Origin of the sequence: Pseudoalteromonas rhizosphaerae (assembly GCF_028885455.1) — a bacterium.
GTDB lineage: Bacteria > Pseudomonadota > Gammaproteobacteria > Enterobacterales > Alteromonadaceae > Pseudoalteromonas > Pseudoalteromonas rhizosphaerae.
Genome location: NZ_CP118496.1, coordinates 851,109 through 868,746, shown reverse-complemented (window position 1 = coordinate 868,746; position 17,638 = coordinate 851,109). Strand labels below are relative to the sequence as shown.

The 17,638-nt window shown below is 40.2% G+C and carries 16 protein-coding genes; 4 read left to right on the top strand and 12 right to left on the bottom strand.

Annotation, left to right across the window (positions count from 1 at the left end; all coding sequences use genetic code 11):
- The first annotated feature begins 97 nt into the window (after positions 1 to 97).
- Together coaD and PVK79_RS03845 are read left to right on the top strand one after the other, a co-directional pair.
- Positions 98 to 580 carry a pantetheine-phosphate adenylyltransferase gene (coaD, locus tag PVK79_RS03850; protein ID WP_145235133.1) on the top strand — a complete coding sequence of 161 codons (483 nt, stop codon included), beginning with the start codon at positions 98 to 100 and terminating at the stop codon, positions 578 to 580.
- Positions 577 to 1,971, top strand: a complete 1,395-nt coding sequence (locus tag PVK79_RS03845) for a capsule assembly Wzi family protein (protein ID WP_257325335.1) — start codon at positions 577 to 579, stop codon at positions 1,969 to 1,971. The genes coaD and PVK79_RS03845 overlap by 4 nt, the downstream gene beginning before the upstream one ends.
- A gap of 524 nt (positions 1,972 to 2,495) precedes the next feature.
- Here PVK79_RS03845 and PVK79_RS03840 read toward each other — a convergent pair.
- The 7 genes from PVK79_RS03840 to argC form a co-directional block, all read right to left on the bottom strand.
- Positions 2,496 to 3,029 (bottom strand): hypothetical protein, encoded by a 534-nt coding sequence (locus PVK79_RS03840; RefSeq protein ID WP_182735351.1) that lies wholly within the window; start codon positions 3,027 to 3,029, stop codon positions 2,496 to 2,498.
- 17 nt (positions 3,030 to 3,046) lie between these two features.
- Positions 3,047 to 3,259: a hypothetical protein gene (locus PVK79_RS03835; RefSeq protein ID WP_182735352.1), complete on the bottom strand. Its 213-nt coding sequence runs from the start codon at positions 3,257 to 3,259 to the stop codon at positions 3,047 to 3,049.
- 274 nt (positions 3,260 to 3,533) lie between these two features.
- Positions 3,534 to 5,399 (bottom strand): argininosuccinate lyase, encoded by a 1,866-nt coding sequence (argH, locus tag PVK79_RS03830; RefSeq protein ID WP_182735353.1) that lies wholly within the window; start codon positions 5,397 to 5,399, stop codon positions 3,534 to 3,536.
- Positions 5,400 to 5,456: 57 nt separating this feature from the next.
- Positions 5,457 to 6,659, bottom strand: coding sequence for an argininosuccinate synthase (locus tag PVK79_RS03825; protein ID WP_182735354.1), 1,203 nt, complete (start codon positions 6,657 to 6,659; stop codon positions 5,457 to 5,459).
- A gap of 10 nt (positions 6,660 to 6,669) precedes the next feature.
- Positions 6,670 to 7,590 carry an ornithine carbamoyltransferase gene (locus tag PVK79_RS03820; RefSeq protein ID WP_145235120.1) on the bottom strand — a complete coding sequence of 307 codons (921 nt, stop codon included), beginning with the start codon at positions 7,588 to 7,590 and terminating at the stop codon, positions 6,670 to 6,672.
- 7 nt (positions 7,591 to 7,597) lie between these two features.
- The gene (gene argB, locus PVK79_RS03815; protein WP_257325334.1) at positions 7,598 to 8,359 is read right to left on the bottom strand and encodes an acetylglutamate kinase; all 762 of its coding nucleotides are present in this window, start codon (positions 8,357 to 8,359) and stop codon (positions 7,598 to 7,600) included.
- A 6-nt stretch (positions 8,360 to 8,365) separates the two neighbouring features.
- Entirely contained in the window at positions 8,366 to 9,370 is a 1,005-nt protein-coding gene (argC, locus tag PVK79_RS03810; RefSeq protein ID WP_257325333.1) for an N-acetyl-gamma-glutamyl-phosphate reductase, read from the bottom strand.
- A gap of 214 nt (positions 9,371 to 9,584) precedes the next feature.
- Here argC and argE point away from each other — a divergent pair, with 214 nt between their 5' ends.
- Complete coding sequence (gene argE / locus PVK79_RS03805) at positions 9,585 to 10,733, top strand: acetylornithine deacetylase (protein WP_257325332.1); 1,149 nt, start codon at positions 9,585 to 9,587, stop codon at positions 10,731 to 10,733.
- 60 nt (positions 10,734 to 10,793) lie between these two features.
- On the opposite strand, the gene panP is transcribed toward argE, so the two are convergent.
- Positions 10,794 to 12,422, bottom strand: coding sequence for a pyridoxal-dependent aspartate 1-decarboxylase PanP (gene panP, locus PVK79_RS03800; protein WP_257325331.1), 1,629 nt, complete (start codon positions 12,420 to 12,422; stop codon positions 10,794 to 10,796).
- Between the two features lie 273 nt (positions 12,423 to 12,695).
- Between panP and PVK79_RS03795 the strand changes: the two genes are divergently transcribed.
- Positions 12,696 to 14,579: a bifunctional diguanylate cyclase/phosphodiesterase gene (locus PVK79_RS03795; protein WP_145235110.1), complete on the top strand. Its 1,884-nt coding sequence runs from the start codon at positions 12,696 to 12,698 to the stop codon at positions 14,577 to 14,579.
- 55 nt (positions 14,580 to 14,634) lie between these two features.
- Here PVK79_RS03795 and trmB read toward each other — a convergent pair whose 3' ends face one another.
- Genes trmB through PVK79_RS03775 form a run of 4 tightly spaced genes read right to left on the bottom strand, consistent with a single transcriptional unit; the run spans position 14,635 to position 17,635 of the window.
- On the bottom strand, positions 14,635 to 15,315 hold the full coding sequence (gene trmB, locus PVK79_RS03790; RefSeq protein ID WP_145235108.1) for a tRNA (guanine(46)-N(7))-methyltransferase TrmB: 681 nt from the start codon (positions 15,313 to 15,315) through the stop codon (positions 14,635 to 14,637).
- Positions 15,315 to 16,082 (bottom strand): ABC transporter permease, encoded by a 768-nt coding sequence (locus PVK79_RS03785; protein WP_145235106.1) that lies wholly within the window; start codon positions 16,080 to 16,082, stop codon positions 15,315 to 15,317. Before PVK79_RS03785 ends, trmB begins: the two co-directional genes overlap by 1 nt.
- Entirely contained in the window at positions 16,083 to 17,015 is a 933-nt protein-coding gene (locus PVK79_RS03780) for an ABC transporter ATP-binding protein (protein WP_145235104.1), read from the bottom strand.
- Positions 17,012 to 17,635, bottom strand: coding sequence for a flavin prenyltransferase UbiX (locus PVK79_RS03775; RefSeq protein WP_145235103.1), 624 nt, complete (start codon positions 17,633 to 17,635; stop codon positions 17,012 to 17,014). Before PVK79_RS03775 ends, PVK79_RS03780 begins: the two co-directional genes overlap by 4 nt.
- Positions 17,636 to 17,638: the final 3 nt, after the last annotated feature.

The window sequence follows — 17,638 nt, the reverse complement described above, 5'->3', positions numbered from 1 at the left end:
TCATTTACAAATGAAAATATGCAGTCGCAATTTGCAGGCTGATCTGGACAACAAAGACTGTTAATATAACCCTCAAAATAACACTAAGATGATATTTATGAAAGTCACCGCAATTTACCCTGGTACCTTTGATCCATTAACCAATGGACACACAGATCTGATCCAGCGGGCAGCTAAAATGTTTGATACTGTAATTGTTGCAGTTGCTCACAACCCTAGTAAAAAACCCTGCTTTAGCCTTGATGAGCGGGTAGCAATTGCCAATAGTTTACTCACTCATTTAGATAACGTCAGTGTTATTGGCTTTTCTGGATTATTAGCTGATTTAGCACGCGATCATAGTGCGAATGTGTTGATCCGCGGTATTCGTGCTGTGTCTGACTTTGATTATGAGTTTCAGCTTGCCAATATGAATCGTCGTTTAAATCCTGATTTAGAGAGTGTTTTTTTAACCCCAGCTGAAAAAAACTCATTTATCTCTTCAACCCTCGTTAAAGAAGTAGCCCGTCATAAAGGCGATGTCAGTGAGTTTGTACACCCTATTGTAGTAAAAGCATTGCAGGAAAAGTTACACGGATGAAGTTAAATATCTATTTAAGCGCCTTAATTGCCATTGCTACACCGGCGTTTGCAACACCTTGGATTGAAAGTGACGACCCTTTATTACGCGCTTCAATTGAAATGCTCTTTAACCAAGGTGTGATTAAACAACCGATCAATAGTTATCCCCTAATGTGGCAAGGTATTGCCAGAGATTTAAGTACAATTGAAAGCAGCAGTTTATCAACACAGAGTCAATTTGCTTATCAACACGTAAAACATGCCTTAGATAGAGCTAAACAAGGCAGTAGCTCTGGTGTCAGGCTTAACTACAATAGTGAGCCAGCTTTGCAACAAAGCTTTGGTAAGCGCGATCAACAAAAAAGTGGTATAAATAGCTATGGCTCTATCACTGGCGACCGTGTTAGCGCCAAAGTCAGTGTTAATTACGCTGATGAGGCACTAGATGATGAACACATAAACTATCATGGCAGCTACTTGGCAGTATTAATGGGCAATTGGTCTGTTAGCGCCGAACAAGTAAGCCATTGGTGGGGGCCTAGTAACGACAATGCGTTACTACTGTCAAATAATGCCCCACCAATGAAAGGGCTAAGAATTAACCGTGCTAACACACAATACGTGGGACCAAGCTGGCTATCATTCATTGGTAACTGGCAGTTAACTGGGATTTACGCAAAACAAAAACCACATTTAAGTAATGGTGAAAAAGGCGACTACTGGGCTATGCGCTTTGCCAGCACTCCACTTGCGGGGCTTGAGGTTGCATTTAGCTCAGCGGGCTCTGACTATTTAACCAGCACAGAAATAGCTCCCAATTCGCTCGAACTGATAACAACTAAGCAACGCTTAACCAGTTTAGATGCTAAGTACTCAACCAGCATCGCCAATCAACCGATTGCTTTTTATACTGAGCTAATGGGTAAAAATGACAGTGGTATTGCGCCCAGTGATCCTTTTTATACCCTTGGTGTAGAGAGTTTTTTTGGTGATCAAAAACAGTTATTAAAAACCTATTTTGAATATTCAAATACCCAACAAGATTGTACGGCCCAACTTAGCTGTAATGAGGCTAATGAAAGCTTTACGAACTATGCCCAAGCCTATAATCATAAAGACCGCTTAATTGGCTCTGCAACACCACAACAAAGTAAATCAGCAGTATTAGGTGCGCATTATCATACTATAAACGGTTATGGCGGCTATGCGAAGTTACGTTGGTTTAAAACTGACATCACCGACTTGACTCAAGTCGCTGAAACGTTTGAACGCTTACAATTAGAGCTTGGTTATCAGCAGGCTATTTTTAGTGGTTTATGGAAGATCAGCGGCTCAGTGTATAAAGACGAACTTGCTAACGAGTCTGATACCAACAGCGCATTAAAAACCAGCTGGGAATATCGGTTTTAAGTGTTCTAAACAAGGGCCTGATGTTTATTTAGGCCTTTGATTATCAGAGCCTTTCGTAATAATTTGCTTAAGCCTAAAAAATCTTTATTTATAGCTAAGGCTGTTATCATCATCACATCGCATATATTAACGCCAAAAGAATAAACTGACCAAAGCCACCAAGGCTCAGAATTTGATCGCACATAGATATCGCAATAAATTGCGGTAATTAAAATGGCATTTAAGATAAGCCCACACACAATATAGCAATTAACTGGAGAGGGGCTAATCTTTTGATATCTGATCAATAACCCAATGCATGTAAGAGTGAGTAAATCGTATATAAACCAGTTCAAATAAGTTGAATACACTAAATATAAGTGCTCGCTCGTTATATAAGAAACGGCCATTATAAATGAAAGTATTACTATGCTTTTATTGGGGTTATTTATGTACAGTACCCAATTTAATAAAAAGACCATTAAGAATCCCCACTCGATAAATACACCGATGTACGGACCAACTACGTCATTTATAAACATAAGCTAAATGGAGTGTTTTACGTGATGTGTTTTAAATAATGCTTTAATTGCATTTTTAAGCCTAATTAAACCTAAAATGTCACGATCGACAATCAAGGCTACTATCATTGTAAAATCAATGATATTCACACCGAAAGAATATATATCCCACAGGAACCAAGGTTCTGTATTTTCAATAATATGAAGATCGTAATACATACAAAAGAAAAGAAATGTATTCGTTGAAAGACCTGTTATAACATACGTAAATGCTGCTGACTTTAAGCCTGAACGAGCCAAAAGAGCACCAAATATAATTACTGCCAATGTTGCAATATCATAAAGCGCCCATTGAAGATAAATTCCCGAAGTTTCAAACCAAGTAAATAGATGATCACTTATAAAATAAGATACAAAAGCAACAAAAGATGTAATTAATAAAACATTATCTCTTTTTAAATCAGCTACCCATAAAAAAAGATTGAAAAAGAAAGCCATCATGAAACCCCAAACGACAAGGGCACCTAAAGATAAACCAAAATGTTCTGTTAAATACATCTGTCACTCATAGTTATCTATCTAGGGCGTTTATCAGGATCTAATACGATAATCCCACCACCGCGTTGAATTTCAGCTTCGCCTTTTGATGCTAACAAAGCCTCATTAGATATAGACACTGTATCAGATTGTAGGGTTTTATTACTAGCGCTTTGTTCAAGTGCTGGCTTTGATTGTTGCATATTATTATATGCTTGCATTTGTAATTGGCTGTTAGCTGTAACTTGCATAAGATTAATCCTTTCAATAAATGTTGAATAAAATGACTTATTAAATAAGCCACTGTTTTTAACGCTCTGATAACAGCTTGGCGCTTTTAAAGATGAACTCACGCTGAGCCATCTTACACCTAAGTAATAAGCAATTACTGATCCAACATTTAAAAAAACGATCTTTTTTGATCTTTTATTTGCTACAGCTAACCAATACAACAGGTCATACCAGATGTAGCAAAACATAAAAAAACGCACAGGGATAACCGTACGCTTTTTATATCCAGGGATTTTAAGCCACGTTTTTACACGGGATCTCCGTACTCGTACTTAGCTTTAAAATAAATTCCATTGCGACTTCGTCACAATTGTCTCTGCGTAAACACAGTTCACAATCTTTCATTACCTTTTCCGGTAAGCTGTCTTTAGTACAGAATGTGAAACCTTGTTTCTCAAAGAAATCAGGTACTCGCGTCAAAACAATGATGCGATTGAGTGCCAATTTTTTGGCTTTAACTAATAAATGTTCAACTAACTGACGACCTTGCCCAGTAATACCTGTTTCAGGATCTATCCCTAGTGAACGAATTTCAGCAAGACCAGTATCATAAATATACAATGATGCGCAGCCCGCGACTTCTCCAGCGACTTCGGTAACTGCAAACTCATTGATTGAATGTACCATGTCGCTTTTAGCACGCGGTAAATTTTCACCTACCGTAGCCCAGTGCTGGATCAATTTAGCAATTGACTCTACATCGTCAAGATTAGCGTCACGAACTGTTATTTGCTGTTTTTTTTTGGCATCTTTAACTGCAACTGTAACTTGCTCTAAAGATGTACCACCAAGTGCTTGGCGCGCTTTTATACATGCGTCTATCTCTAGTACAGCATATACGTCCTGTGCAAAAATACTATGCACCGATTGGAATTGCTCTAAACTTAAATCTTCTAAGTTATTCCCTTGTGCGATAGCCATTTGTACCAACACACCAACAATATGATGACCTTCCCTAAAAGGGATCCCTTTGGCGACTAAATAGTCAGCAAGCTCTGTCGCATTTGAATGCCCGCCCTTAGCAGCGGCTAAAGTACGATCGCCATTTACTTTTATACCTTTGATACACGCTTGCGCCATATGAATACAAGCTAGCCACGTTGGCATGGCATCAAATAAGCCTTCTTTATCTTCTTGCATATCTTTATTATAGGCAAGTGGCAGTGCTTTTAACGTCATCATCATGGCACTAAAGGCACCAAATACACGCCCTGTTTTACCGCGAATAAGCTCTAGCGCATCGGGGTTCTTCTTTTGTGGCATCAATGATGAGCCTGAAGTAACATTATCTGCTAACTCAATGAAACCCGCTTCACCCGAATTATAAAAGATCAAATCTTCTGACATACGCGATAAATGGATCATAGAGATTGATGCACAGCTTAATAGCTCAACCACAAAGTCACGATCTGATACGGCATCTAAACTATTTTTAGTCGCAGCGGTAAAACCTAACCCCACGGCAAGTGCTTGCCGATCAATTGGGTACGCAGTACCGGCAAGTGCCCCACTGCCCAAAGGGCAAAAATTCATTCGCGCTTTAGCATCTGCTAAACGGCTTTCATCACGTTCGATCATTTCCACGTAAGCCATACACCAATGACTAAACAACAATGGCTGAGCACGTTGTAAATGGGTATAACCAGGTAAGATAGTGCCCAGCTCACGTTCAGCTAAAGCGATAAACTCACCTTTTAACTGACCAAGCGCCGTAAGTATGTGAGCGGCGGTATCACGACACCATAAACGAAAGTCAGTAGCGACCTGATCGTTACGACTACGTCCGGTATGTAATTTTTTAGCTAAGTCACCCACTTTTTCGATCAATGCAGCTTCAACATGTGAGTGAATATCTTCAGCTCCTGACGTTGCCACAGCTTGTGGATCAGCTTTTACTTCGTCGAGTAATTCATATAACGCAGCAACTAACTTTTTGTGTTCATCACTACTTAATACGTCAACCTGCTTAAGGGCACCTGCCCACGCTACAGAGCCAACTATATCCTGCTCTGCGAGTTGATAATCGAAGGGAAGTGAGTCGTTAAATTGTTTAAACGCCTCATCTGGACCCGTAGAAAAACGTCCGCCCCATAATGCCATGAAATCTCTCCAAACCCTGAAATTGCCCCGCCTTATTGTTACGGGGCTGTAGTAAAATTACTTCTTCGCTAGTGCTGAAATTCTGCTTGAAAGCGAGAATAAACGAATAAAGCCTTCAGCATGCGATTGGTCGTAAACATCATCTGCACCAAACGTAGCAAAATCTTCGCTGTATAAGCTATTAGGTGATTTTTTCTGAACCGCTGTTACTTGGCCTTTATAAAGCTTAAGAATAACTTCACCAGTAGCCACAGTTGATAACGCTTCTGCGCCCGCTAAGATTGAATCTTTAAGTGGTGTAAACCAACGACCGTCATATACTAAATGTGAAAACTCGCCGCCCAGTACTTCTTTCCATTTGCGGCTTGCTTTATCAAGTACTAACTCATCAATCGCTTGTAATGCCGCCATGATCACTGTGCCACCAGGGGTTTCATAACAACCACGGGATTTCATGCCCACTAAACGGTTTTCAACGATATCAACCCGACCAACACCATGTGGGGATGCAATATCATTAAGTTTAACTAGACAATCATACGGTTTAAGCTGCTCGCCATTGACAGCAACAACTTCACCTTCAACCACGTTTAAGGTAACAAATTCAGGCTCATTGGGTGCTTGCTCTGGTGAGTTAGTCCAAGTCCACACTTGCTCACTTGGTTGGCACCACGGATCTTCAAGCTCGCCACCTTCATGAGAAATATGCCATGCGTTTGCATCACGGCTGTAGATTTTAGTTGCCGATGCAGAACATGGAATATTACGCTCTGCCAAGTAATCAAGTAATGACTCACGGCTTGATAAGTCCCACTCACGCCATGGCGCAATAACTTGAAGATCAGGCGCAAGGGCCGCAAAACAAGATTCAAAGCGCACTTGGTCATTACCTTTACCAGTACAACCATGAGAAAGTGCATCAGCACCTACTTTACGAGCAATCTCAACTTGCGCTTTAGCGATAATAGGACGTGCCATTGACGTACCTAATAAATAAGTACCTTCGTAAATTGAACCGGTTTTTAACGTTGGGTAAATATAATCACTTACCATTTCGTCTTTTAAGTCAACTACATAACATTCAGACGCACCAGATGCGATCGCTTTTGCTTCAACGCCTTCAAGTTCTTCAGCACCTTGACCTACATCGGCAACAAACGCGATAACTTCACAACCGTAGTTTTCTTTTAACCATGGCACGATGGCTGACGTATCTAAACCACCAGAATAGGCTAATACAACTTTTTTAATAGAACTCATTGGTGATACCTTACACAAAATTTGGATTTAATAATGAAACAAGCAATGCGTTTTGCGCATGCATACGGTTTTCTGCTTGTTGTATAATTTTTGACGCCGGACCATCCATTACCTCAGAAGTAATTTCAAATTCACGGTGTGCTGGCTGGCAATGCAGTACAGTGTCAGCCCCAGTCTGTTTAAGCAACGCCGCATTTAATTGATACGGCATGTACTTTTCTTTTACTTGTTCAAGTGGCGTATCATCGCCCATTGATACCCATGTATCGGCATACACTGCGTTAGCGCCTACAGCCGCTTCAACACGATCACTCACCATCACTGATGCACCATTCATTGCGGCAATTTGCTCAGCCTGCTTTAAAATTTGCGAGTCTGGTGAACTACCTTTAGGGCATACGGCAACAAAATCTGTGCCTAAAGTAGCCGCAAGTAACATCAGTGAATGCGTTACGTTGTTGCCTTCACCTAAATAAGCTAATTTTAGCTGGCTTACATCGCCATATACTTCTTGCAGTGTTAGAAAGTCAGCAAGTGCTTGGCATGGATGATATAAATCGCACAGACTGTTGACCACAGGTACGCTTGAAAATTCAGCAAGTGTGGTTAATGTTTTATGCTGATATACCCGCGCCACAATACCGTCAGCCCAACTGGCAATGTTCAATGCAAAGTCTTTTACTGATTCACGTGCGCCCATGGCGCCATTTTGTGAATCAAGATACACCGCATGTCCACCTAACTTATTAATACCTATATCAAATGATAAACGCGTACGTAAGCTTGGTTTTTCAAATAAAGTAACCACCGATTTGCCAGCCAGTGCTTGACTAAAATCAGCGGGGTTTGCTTTAATTTTTTGCGCTAAGTTAAGTAATTTAAGTGCGCCTTGTTGGTCTAACTCTAGACCCGATAAAAAATGATTAAACATATAAAACCTATGGTGTAATTTTTGTTCCGACGTGCTCCCCCGCGAGTAGAGCAATTAAGTTTTCTGGCTTTTGCCAGCTCGAAATGTAAACGCCACGTCGTAAGTGCTGGGCAGCAAGAAGGCTGGTCTTTACTTTGACCTCCATCCCACCCAAAATTACTCCTTCTGCAATTAAAGTATTGATCTGGTTTGTGTCAAGTTGATGTAACGGCTGTTTATTTGCATCAAGTACAGCTTCTACATCAGTCATAAAAATAATTTCCGCATTAAGCTCTTTAGCTATTGCCGCCGCCGCTTCATCAGCGTTTACGTTATACCAAAGGCCATCTTCACCAAAGCCGATAGAGCTGACCAGAGGTAAACGACCAAGTTTTAATAACTCCGGTATCACACTTTGCACACCGCCGTCACAATTACCAACTTGACCAAGCGCTTTGAGTTTTTGTGACGAAATAACGCCCGCTTCGTATAAACTAAGCCCGACGGGTTTATGACCTGCGATAATTGCTTGGCTCATTAATTGTTTATTAGCACACCCAGCAAGCGCGCCAACAATATAAGGCATTTGCTCTTTTGGACTGATGCGTAAACCTTGATGTTTCGCACTAGCAAAACCAGCCTCAATCAACCAATTATCAACTAGTGAACCGCCACCATGAACGATGACAAATTGTGCTTGAGTTTGCGATGCAAGCGCCTCAAATAACGCTTTAGCCGCGTCTTCTGTATTGAGTACTGCACCACCGAGTTTAATGACCCATGTTTGCATTACTAACTACCCTTTTAAACCTGTACTATGGACAATACCCATGGCTAAATTAATGCACTGCAATGCTTGCCCTGCAGCACCTTTTAATAAGTTATCAATAGCTGCCATCACAATTAGCTGCGTACCTTGCTGCTGCCATGCAATATCAACGTAAGGCTGCTTTGCAACTCCTTTAATTGATGGCATTTTATTACCAAGCAATCTGATCAGTGGCTCATCAGCAAGCACTTGATAAGCTTGTGTAACTTGCTCTGGTGTAACTCCAGGTTTCAATTGCACATAAATAGTTTCTAAAATACCGCGTGGAAAATTACCTAAATGCGGCGTAAATAGCACCTTGTGACCTAAATGCTGCTCAATCTCAGGACTGTGTCTATGATTAAACAATCCATAAGGTGCTAACGACACTTCACAAAAATGCGTGGCTACACTAGCTTTACGCCCCGCACCGGTTACACCCGATACAGCATTAATAATAATGGTTTGCTCGGCTAATAAGCCGGCTTGTTGCAAAGGTTTTAACGCATTCAGCGCTGCTGTTGGATAGCAACCAGCCACAGCGACTAAATGCGCTTTAGCGATTGCTTCACTATTCCATTCAGCCAATCCGTAAGCCGCTTCACTTAGTAATTCCGTATGTTGATGCTCAAAACCATAATAAGTTTGATAATCTTCATTACTGCTTAAACGGTAGCCACCCGATAAATCAAATACTTTTTTGCCCATGCTTAAAAAACGTGGCGCTAAGTCAACACTCACTTTATGATCAGTACACAAACATACAAAATCGGCCGACTTTTCAATATCGTTATAGGCGCTCTCACTAAGAGGCAATAAAGGAGAATCAAGCAAACCTAAATGCTCAGGATACAAGTCACTTAATAATTTACCCTTATCTAAGCTTTGCTCAGATACATAGCAACCAGCTAAGTTTAATTGCGGGTGTTTTACTACCAAACTTGCTAATTCTGCGCCGCTATAGCCACTTGCGCCAATAATCACTACTTTCATTCGTTACTCTTTTTGGTTTTTTGTTACTACATTTATATTCAAATCGGGTTTAACAGTGCATAAAACACTATTTTATGAATGAAATCTGGTTATCGTCGTTTTATATTCATTGCGTCGCTTTAATATATTTATGCTTAAAAAGTGAATTGATATTCATCATAAATACTTTTATATTGTTATGCAATTAGATTGAATACTTATTTTGGATTTTTTTATGTCATTACCGTCTTTTTTATCTATGTATCAGCAATTGATTGCTGCACCTTCAATTAGTGCCATGGATGAGTCATTGTCTATGAGCAATAAAGGGGTGATTGATTTATTAGCTACTTGGTGTACAAGTCTTGGATTTGAATGTGAAATTACTGAGTTGTCGGGCCCTAAAGGTCGTTTTAACTTACTCGCAAAACGTGGCCAGGGAGATGGTGGTTTAATGCTTGCCGGTCATACCGATACAGTCCCATTTGATGATAGTCGTTGGAACTATAATCCGTTTAAATTAAGTGAAGATAACAATAAATTATATGGTTTAGGTAGTATTGATATGAAAGGGTTTTTCGCTTTTGTATTGCAAGCAATCAGTGAACTAGATGAGAATATTCAAACACAGCCAATTTTGATTCTAGCTACTGCCGACGAAGAAACCACCATGGCCGGTGCACAGCAAGTTTGTCAGCATAAAAACTTAAAGCCAGCTCGGTGTATTATTGGTGAACCTACTGATATGACACCTGTTTTCACACATAAAGGACATATGAGCAGCGCGATTCGCGTAGTCGGTCGTTCCGGACATAGCTCTGATCCTGAACGTGGTTTAAATGCCATTGAAGTGATGCATAAAGTTATTGCAAAACTGTTAACTTTAAAAGAGCAATTAAAGAATAAATATGCAGTTGAGCATTTTATTATTCCTTACCCTACTTTAAATCTAGGACACATTCATGGTGGCGATAATGCAAATCGCATATGTGGCTGCTGTGAAATGCATATTGATATGCGCCCTTTACCGGGTCTAAGTGTGCAAGAACTGCAAATGATGCTGTTAAAAATAGCTACAGAGATCAATAACCAATATCCAGATTCAGTCAGTGTGATGGATATGCACGAGCCAATCCCCGCTTTTACCGGCAGTACTGATTCGGCATTAGTTAAACTGGCAGAAAAAATATCAGGAGAGCAAGCAGTTGCAGTGAACTACTGTACTGAAGCGCCATTTATTCAACAATTGGGTTGTGAAACGATTGTGATGGGACCGGGTTCAATTAATCAGGCTCACCAACCCGATGAATTTTTGGCGATGGAAAAAATTAAACCATCTCAACATATTATCACTGAAATGATCAGAACATCGTGTTTTAGCTAACAAAGAAAGTGCTGCTTGCGTTATCCCCACGCAACCTGGGAATAACGCAACTGTTACTGCTCAGTCCATGTATTTCTTAAGATATTTCTTAAATACAGGATCTGTTTTAGCCAGCTCTTTTTGCTCAGCAAGTATATCTTTTAAAATACTCTCTGATGTCAGCGGATTTGCAAGTACGACTCGAAATACCACTGTAGGTTGATGATCATACTGCGCGGGAGTTAAACGGGTACGGGACACAAATGAACGACCGGCTTCACGTTGGCGTTTTTGCATACTGGCAGTAAAACGATTTAACGAGGCAAAGATATCCAAACGCGTTTGTTCATCTGCTTGAGCTATTTTTTGTTTTATCTGTTTTGGCACATAACGGTATGTCAGTAAACATAACTCAGGTTCTGAGATCAGCTCAAAGTCGTCATCTGCTTTCACTAAATCAGCAAAGTAACGGGCTTTTTCAATTCCTTTATCTATTAAGATTTCGTAGCCTTTACGGCCAATAACGCGTAAGCAAGCATGCACTAACATCGCCATACCAGGACGACTACCTTCAAGCGTATGACTACCTAAATCTTTTGATCCTTTACGTAAAATATATTCTGCATGATGTTCTATAGCATCCGTAGCTGTAGGATCTTTAAATAGCACTAACCCAGCGCCCATTGGCACATACATTTGTTTATGAGCATCGATGGTAATTGAATCTGCTCGCTCAATGCCTTTTAGTAACGAGCGGTATGTACTAGAAAGCAGCGTAGCTCCTCCCCATGCTGCATCTACATGAAAATGGCAGTTGAGTTCAGCGCTTAAATCAGCCATAGCATCAAGAGGATCAATATTACCGGTTTCAGTCGTGCCGGCTACCCCAACAATCGCCATCACTTTTATACCTTGCGCTGCTAGCTCATGGGCTTTGGCGCGCATTGCATCAACATCAACCTTATTGTTATCTGCAGTTTTAATGGCAATAAAGTTATCACGGCCAATGCCAAGTAAATCAGCTGATTTTCCTAGCGAGTAATGGCCACGTTCGGAAATAAGTACTGCAAGGCCTTTATATCCATAATGCAACATTGCACGGATCAAACCTTGTGAACCAATCCCTTTAAATTCGCCGTCCGCTTTCAGTAAGCGATTACGAGCAATCCACAATGCGGTAATATTCGCGATTGTGCCACCCGAACAAAAAGCACCTAGCGACGTTTTCGCACTGTGCATCCATTTGCTATAAAAACTGTCATCTTGCCCGTATGCCAAATGATGCATCATACCAAGCACTTGGCGCTCAAGCGGAGTAAATGCTTTGGAAGTTTCTATTTTTACTAAGTTTTGATTAAGGCCAACCATCAACTTAGAAAGTGGCAATACAAAATGCGGTAATGCTGACGTCATGTGCCCAATAAAGCTTGGCGCAGCGGTATGCACTGAATGAGCGACAAGTTGCTCCATAATATCTTGCGCATAAGCAGATACAAAAGTCGGATCTTCTGGGATCGCTGCCGATTGAAAATCTTTTTCAATCTCATGCAATGGCTTTTCAATTGCCGCTATGTTCTCATTCAAAAAACCTGCTAAATTGCTCGAGATCTCAAGTTCGATTTTACTCAAAGTTGAGTCTGGTGCTTCAGGCACAGTAAATATACGCATCAGAGTTTCTTTAGAGGCGACGGCACAACGCTTTTGATCCATCTTTATACCCAGTGAATGTAGCTTTGTTTAGCTGAAGATCCATATCAATGAACTCCATCGCTAATAACGCCAAAACTACAATGATTCTATGAAATGCGTTAACTTTACTGTAATAGAGTAGAAATGTCTCGTATAAAGCCACAAAAGTAGCCAATTGCATGACAAATTAATGATAAGTTGATTAATATTTATCATTAATTTGGCTAACTATATTTTTATAGGCGATACAGCCTTTTTTTGTATAATAGAAGGGCTAATAAATCAAGGAAGAGCATGATAAATACAAATTTACGGACAAATTGGATAATCGCGGGTTTCATACTGTTTTTTATCAGTTTATTAAGCTACATCTATTACACCTACAACAGCACCCGTAACGATATTATGCACAGCGTCGATACTCGATTACTCAATGCGGCATTAAGTGTCAAGCATATACTTGGTGATGACTATCATCAAAAAATCAATGCAGGCCAATATATATCATCAACCGAATACCAACAAAAAAGTCGGCAACTTTCAGAGTTTGCTAATGCGTTAAATATCGCTTATGTGTACGCCATGATATTAAAAGACGGTAATGTACATTTTAGTGCATCGAGTTACACTCAAAACGATCAAAATACCGGTAGAATCACCCAATTACTCGATCTTTACCCTGAAGCAACTGCCGCTAATATTGGCGCATTTTATTCAACAGAGCCGGTGTTTGAAATATCAAAAGATCAATGGGGACATTTTAAAACAATTTTTGTCCCTTTCGTTGATGCCAATGGAGTCACCTACTTAACAGGGGCCGATATCACCATATACGATCTCAATCAGCGATTAGCGCAAAGTGTATCTAAAGCTGCGGGCATGGCCATTTTTTTCTTTTTTATTGCTCTGTTGGTAGCCGGTATTTATGTGTATTTATTGAAACGTGCAATTTCAACCGATACCAGTAGTGGCTTTGCCAATCATATTGCACTTGAATATTATATTAAAAACTCCCCTAATCATCATCTGCAACTTGCTGTTATTTGGGTAAATGAAGTTGAAGATATAAGCAGTTTTTATGGTACTGAAGTAGGCGACCGCGTTATGAAAAACTTGTTGCAACACTTCAAAAAGCGCCGCCCTGCGGGTAGTCAGATGTTTCGTCTAACGACCAACAAAATAGTCCTCATCGCTCCTTTGGGTAAAGATAATGCAGGTTTTCTCGAGGTGATCCAAGCCTATAATTGCAGTACCCCATTACTTACCGACCCTTTTATATACATCACCTTGTGCGCAGGCATCGCCAGTGGCAATAAATCAATGTTACTTGAAAATGCCCATATTGCCGCATTACAAGCCAAGCAGGGACGCCACACTGTGGTCAATTACTCCAGCGCACTACATGATGTAAAAAACCAATATCAGTATAATGTAGCAATGGCAAAAGAAGTACGTGAAGCATTTGAGAACAACAGAATTGTGCCTTATTTTCAGGCAATTTATGATAATGAAACGAATGCCATTATTCAGTATGAATGTTTGGCTAGAATGATCACCTGCCATGGTGAAATTCTTAAACCAGAATCGTTCTTAGATGTCGTTAATCGCTCTCGCATGGATGGCATGCTCACCCGCACTATGCTCACACAATGCTTTGCACGATTTAGAAAAACCAGTACGTGCTGGAGCATCAATATTACAGCCCAAGATATGCTTGATCCAAGCCTTGCTGAATTTTTGGAAAACGAATTTAAACGCTATCCACTACCGAGTAATATTACCTTAGAACTATTGGAAACCGAAGCTATCGCAAATTTTTCTGAAGTAAAAGCATTTATAACCATGGTTAAAAATCGTGGTATACGGGTAATAATTGATGATTTTGGTACAGGTTATTCGAATATCTCTAATGTACTAAAATTAGAAGTAGATGGTATTAAGCTTGATGGTAGTTTGATCAGACAGATCATTCACGATAAAGACATTTATCTATATGTTGAGCATATTGCCAACTTTGCAAAGCAACTCAACTTACAGCTAATTGCTGAGCATGTAGAGAGTAAACCTATCGCCAACGCGCTTAAAAAAGCAAATGTGACGCTAATGCAAGGCAATTACTTTGCCGAGCCTGTGCCACATATTACTGCAAATAAAAATCAACCGTATCCAATCTCTTAACCTGAACTCAGGTTAAGAGATAAACGAAAACATTAACTTATAAAACACTTAATTTTTATTTCGAGCCAGCATTTAAATTAATCACTAAACGGTGACTTTGTTGACCACTTGCCCAATATTTACGTTCAAATGGCGTAACTGCCAGGTCATTTTGATAAAGTTCGACTGTGCAGTCGTGTCCGGTGAGCTTCAGTGCTTGAGCAAACTCTTTAACATAAATATCCCAATTGCTGCGAACTTCTAACAGCCCACCTAATTTAACGATAAATGGAAAAATAGCAGCGCCATGCCAGCGACGTTGAATATGCTTCGCTTTTGGCCACGGATTTGGATACAGCAAATAATGATGTGTGGGTTGCCAATTAGCCGCCACTGCGAGTCGCCAAAAGTCATTTAAATCGGCTTGCACTAAAATGTACTGACCTGAATCGGTTTGTTTATATTCAATATCATGCTTATCCAAACGATGCGATGACTTATCAATTCCTATAACTAACGCATCAGGGTGGCGTTTAGCTAAATTAGCCGTGCTTTCACCTACCCCACAACACGAATCTAAAATAATGGGCCCATTAAAAGCCTGCACTTTTTCATTTACTTGATCAAACGCCGTTTGCGTATGAGCTGCAATGGGTTTTTTAAACTGGGCAGTTAAATGCTTGTTAACTATATCATCCAGCTTTTCATGTAAGCCTTGTTGATTCGATACAATACTTCGTGAATTTGCATCACTCATTAGTGTCTTAACCCCACACCTTTTTTAATTAACGTTAAAGCTAATATAAATAAGGCTGTAATAAATAATAACAACACGCCAAATGCGACAGTTAAATCAACATCCGACACGCCTAAGAAACCATACCTAAAGGCATTAACCATATAAATAATTGGATTAACCTGCGATACGCCTTGCCAAAACTCTGGCAATAAAGTGATTGAGTAAAACACACCACCTAGATAGGTCAATGGCGTTAAAATAAAGGTCGGAATTATACTGATATCGTCAAAGCTATTAGCATAAATAGCATTGATCAAACCGCCTAAAGCAAATACCGCAGAAGTTAAAATTACTGTCGCGATGATCACAAAAATATTATGGATTTGAATATCAACAAATAATAACGACACACACGTAACAATTAATCCTACCAGCATGCCACGGGTCATGCCGCCACCCATATAGCCAAGCACAATAATATAATTAGGCACTGGTGCAACTAACAGCTCTTCAATGCTTTTTTGAAACTTGGTTGAATAAAAGCTTGATGCCACATTAGAATACGAATTAGTGATCACCGACATCATGATAAGACCCGGTACAATAAACTCCATATAACTAAAGCCCCCCATATCACCAATACGAGAGCCTATAAGATTACCGAAAATCACAAAGTACAAACTCATAGTGATTGCCGGTGGCACGAGTGTTTGTACCCAGATACGCAAAAATCGAATGCACTCTTTAAACCATAAACTCTTTAAGGCTACGCCATATTTAAACATCTACTTGCCCCGCCCTTGCTCTAGTAAACCTACAAACAACTCTTCTAATCGATTAGCTTTATTACGCATGCTAAGCACGGTATTGCCCTGCTCGGTTAATGCTGTAAATACTGCATTCAAGCCCTGTGACTTGGCTACTTCAACCTCAATAGTATGATCATCAGCCATAGTAAACTTATAACCATCAAGCGTAACGGTAACTGGCTGGACAGGCTGTTTTAAATCAAGAATAAAGGTTTCTTTATCTAGTTTGGCAAGCAGTGCTTTAATGGTGGTGTTTTCAACGATAATGCCGGAATCAATAATCGCGATATTTTTACACAGCAGTTCGGCTTCTTCTAAGTAATGGGTGGTGAGAATAATCGTCACCCCCTGCTCATTAATTTGTCTTAAAAAATCCCACATCGAACGGCGTAATTCAATATCAACACCGGCGGTTGGCTCATCTAAAATTAGCAGTTTTGGTTCATGCATTAACGCGCGAGCAATCATTAAACGACGTTTCATACCGCCTGATAGTGTTCGTGCTTGTTTGTCTTTCTTTTCAAGTAAGCCTAATTGCGCTAAATATTTATCCGCTCGTTGATGCGCCACCTTACGGGGAACTCCGTAATAACCCGCTTGATTTACCAGTATTTGCGTCAACGTTTCAAACTGGCTAAAGTTAAACTCTTGTGGCACTAAGCCTAGTTGTGATTTAGCGGCTTCTAAATCTGAATCTATGTTGTGACCAAACACCTCTACTAAGCCTTTGGTTTTATTGACCAATGATGAGATTACCCCAATGGTAGTTGACTTACCCGCGCCATTTGGGCCTAACAAGGCAAAAAAATCACCTTCATATACTTTTAGATCAACGCCTTTAACGGCTTCAACACCATTTTTATATACCTTGGTCAGGCCTTCAATATTCAAAGCCAATGCTTTACTCATGATTTACCCTCCCCATAACCCCAACGTTTAGTTAGTGTGTGTGCAATATTTAAATGATCTAAAATACGTGCAACCATAAAATCAACTAAGTCATTAATAGTTTGCGGTTGATGATAAAACCCTGGTGCAGCTGGCATAATTGTTACCCCGAGCTTTGCGAGCTTTAGCATGTTTTCTAAATGGATTTCACTAAATGGCGTTTCTCGTGGCACTAAAATTAACTGACCACGCTCTTTAATCACGACATCAGCGGCGCGCTCTAATAAATTATCAGAGGCCCCCATCGCTATTGCAGAGACAGAGCCTGCACTACACGGGCACACGACCATTTTTTTCGGCGCTGCAGAGCCAGATGCCACAGGGCTAAACCAGTTATCTTTACCAAATACTTGTAACTGTCCTGGCTGTGCTTTAAATAAGCTACTTAATTGTTCGGTGGCTTTATCTTCATTGGCTGATAATTTAATGTTTGATTCAGTATCTAGCACTACACGCGCCGCGCTTGAGATCAATACATACACGCGAAACTGCTGCGCGAGCAATACTTCAAGTAATCGTAAGCCATATGGCGCGCCTGACGCACCACTAAAGGCCAGCGTTATGGTTTCTTTATATTGCACTGT

Excerpts from the sequence above, each read along its gene's own strand:
- coaD (WP_145235133.1), top strand. The coding sequence starts at position 98 with ATGAAAGTCACCGCAATTTACCCTGGTACCTTTGATCCATTAACCAAT.
- PVK79_RS03845 (WP_257325335.1), top strand. The coding sequence starts at position 577 with ATGAAGTTAAATATCTATTTAAGCGCCTTAATTGCCATTGCTACACCG.
- PVK79_RS03840 (WP_182735351.1), bottom strand. The coding sequence starts at position 3,029 with ATGTATTTAACAGAACATTTTGGTTTATCTTTAGGTGCCCTTGTCGTT.
- PVK79_RS03835 (WP_182735352.1), bottom strand. The coding sequence starts at position 3,259 with ATGCAAGTTACAGCTAACAGCCAATTACAAATGCAAGCATATAATAAT.
- argH (WP_182735353.1), bottom strand. The coding sequence starts at position 5,399 with ATGGCATTATGGGGCGGACGTTTTTCTACGGGTCCAGATGAGGCGTTT.
- PVK79_RS03825 (WP_182735354.1), bottom strand. The coding sequence starts at position 6,659 with ATGAGTTCTATTAAAAAAGTTGTATTAGCCTATTCTGGTGGTTTAGAT.
- PVK79_RS03820 (WP_145235120.1), bottom strand. The coding sequence starts at position 7,590 with ATGTTTAATCATTTTTTATCGGGTCTAGAGTTAGACCAACAAGGCGCA.
- argB (WP_257325334.1), bottom strand. The coding sequence starts at position 8,359 with ATGCAAACATGGGTCATTAAACTCGGTGGTGCAGTACTCAATACAGAA.
- argC (WP_257325333.1), bottom strand. The coding sequence starts at position 9,370 with ATGAAAGTAGTGATTATTGGCGCAAGTGGCTATAGCGGCGCAGAATTA.
- argE (WP_257325332.1), top strand. The coding sequence starts at position 9,585 with ATGTCATTACCGTCTTTTTTATCTATGTATCAGCAATTGATTGCTGCA.
- panP (WP_257325331.1), bottom strand. The coding sequence starts at position 12,422 with ATGGATCAAAAGCGTTGTGCCGTCGCCTCTAAAGAAACTCTGATGCGT.
- PVK79_RS03795 (WP_145235110.1), top strand. The coding sequence starts at position 12,696 with ATGATAAATACAAATTTACGGACAAATTGGATAATCGCGGGTTTCATA.
- trmB (WP_145235108.1), bottom strand. The coding sequence starts at position 15,315 with ATGAGTGATGCAAATTCACGAAGTATTGTATCGAATCAACAAGGCTTA.
- PVK79_RS03785 (WP_145235106.1), bottom strand. The coding sequence starts at position 16,082 with ATGTTTAAATATGGCGTAGCCTTAAAGAGTTTATGGTTTAAAGAGTGC.
- PVK79_RS03780 (WP_145235104.1), bottom strand. The coding sequence starts at position 17,015 with ATGAGTAAAGCATTGGCTTTGAATATTGAAGGCCTGACCAAGGTATAT.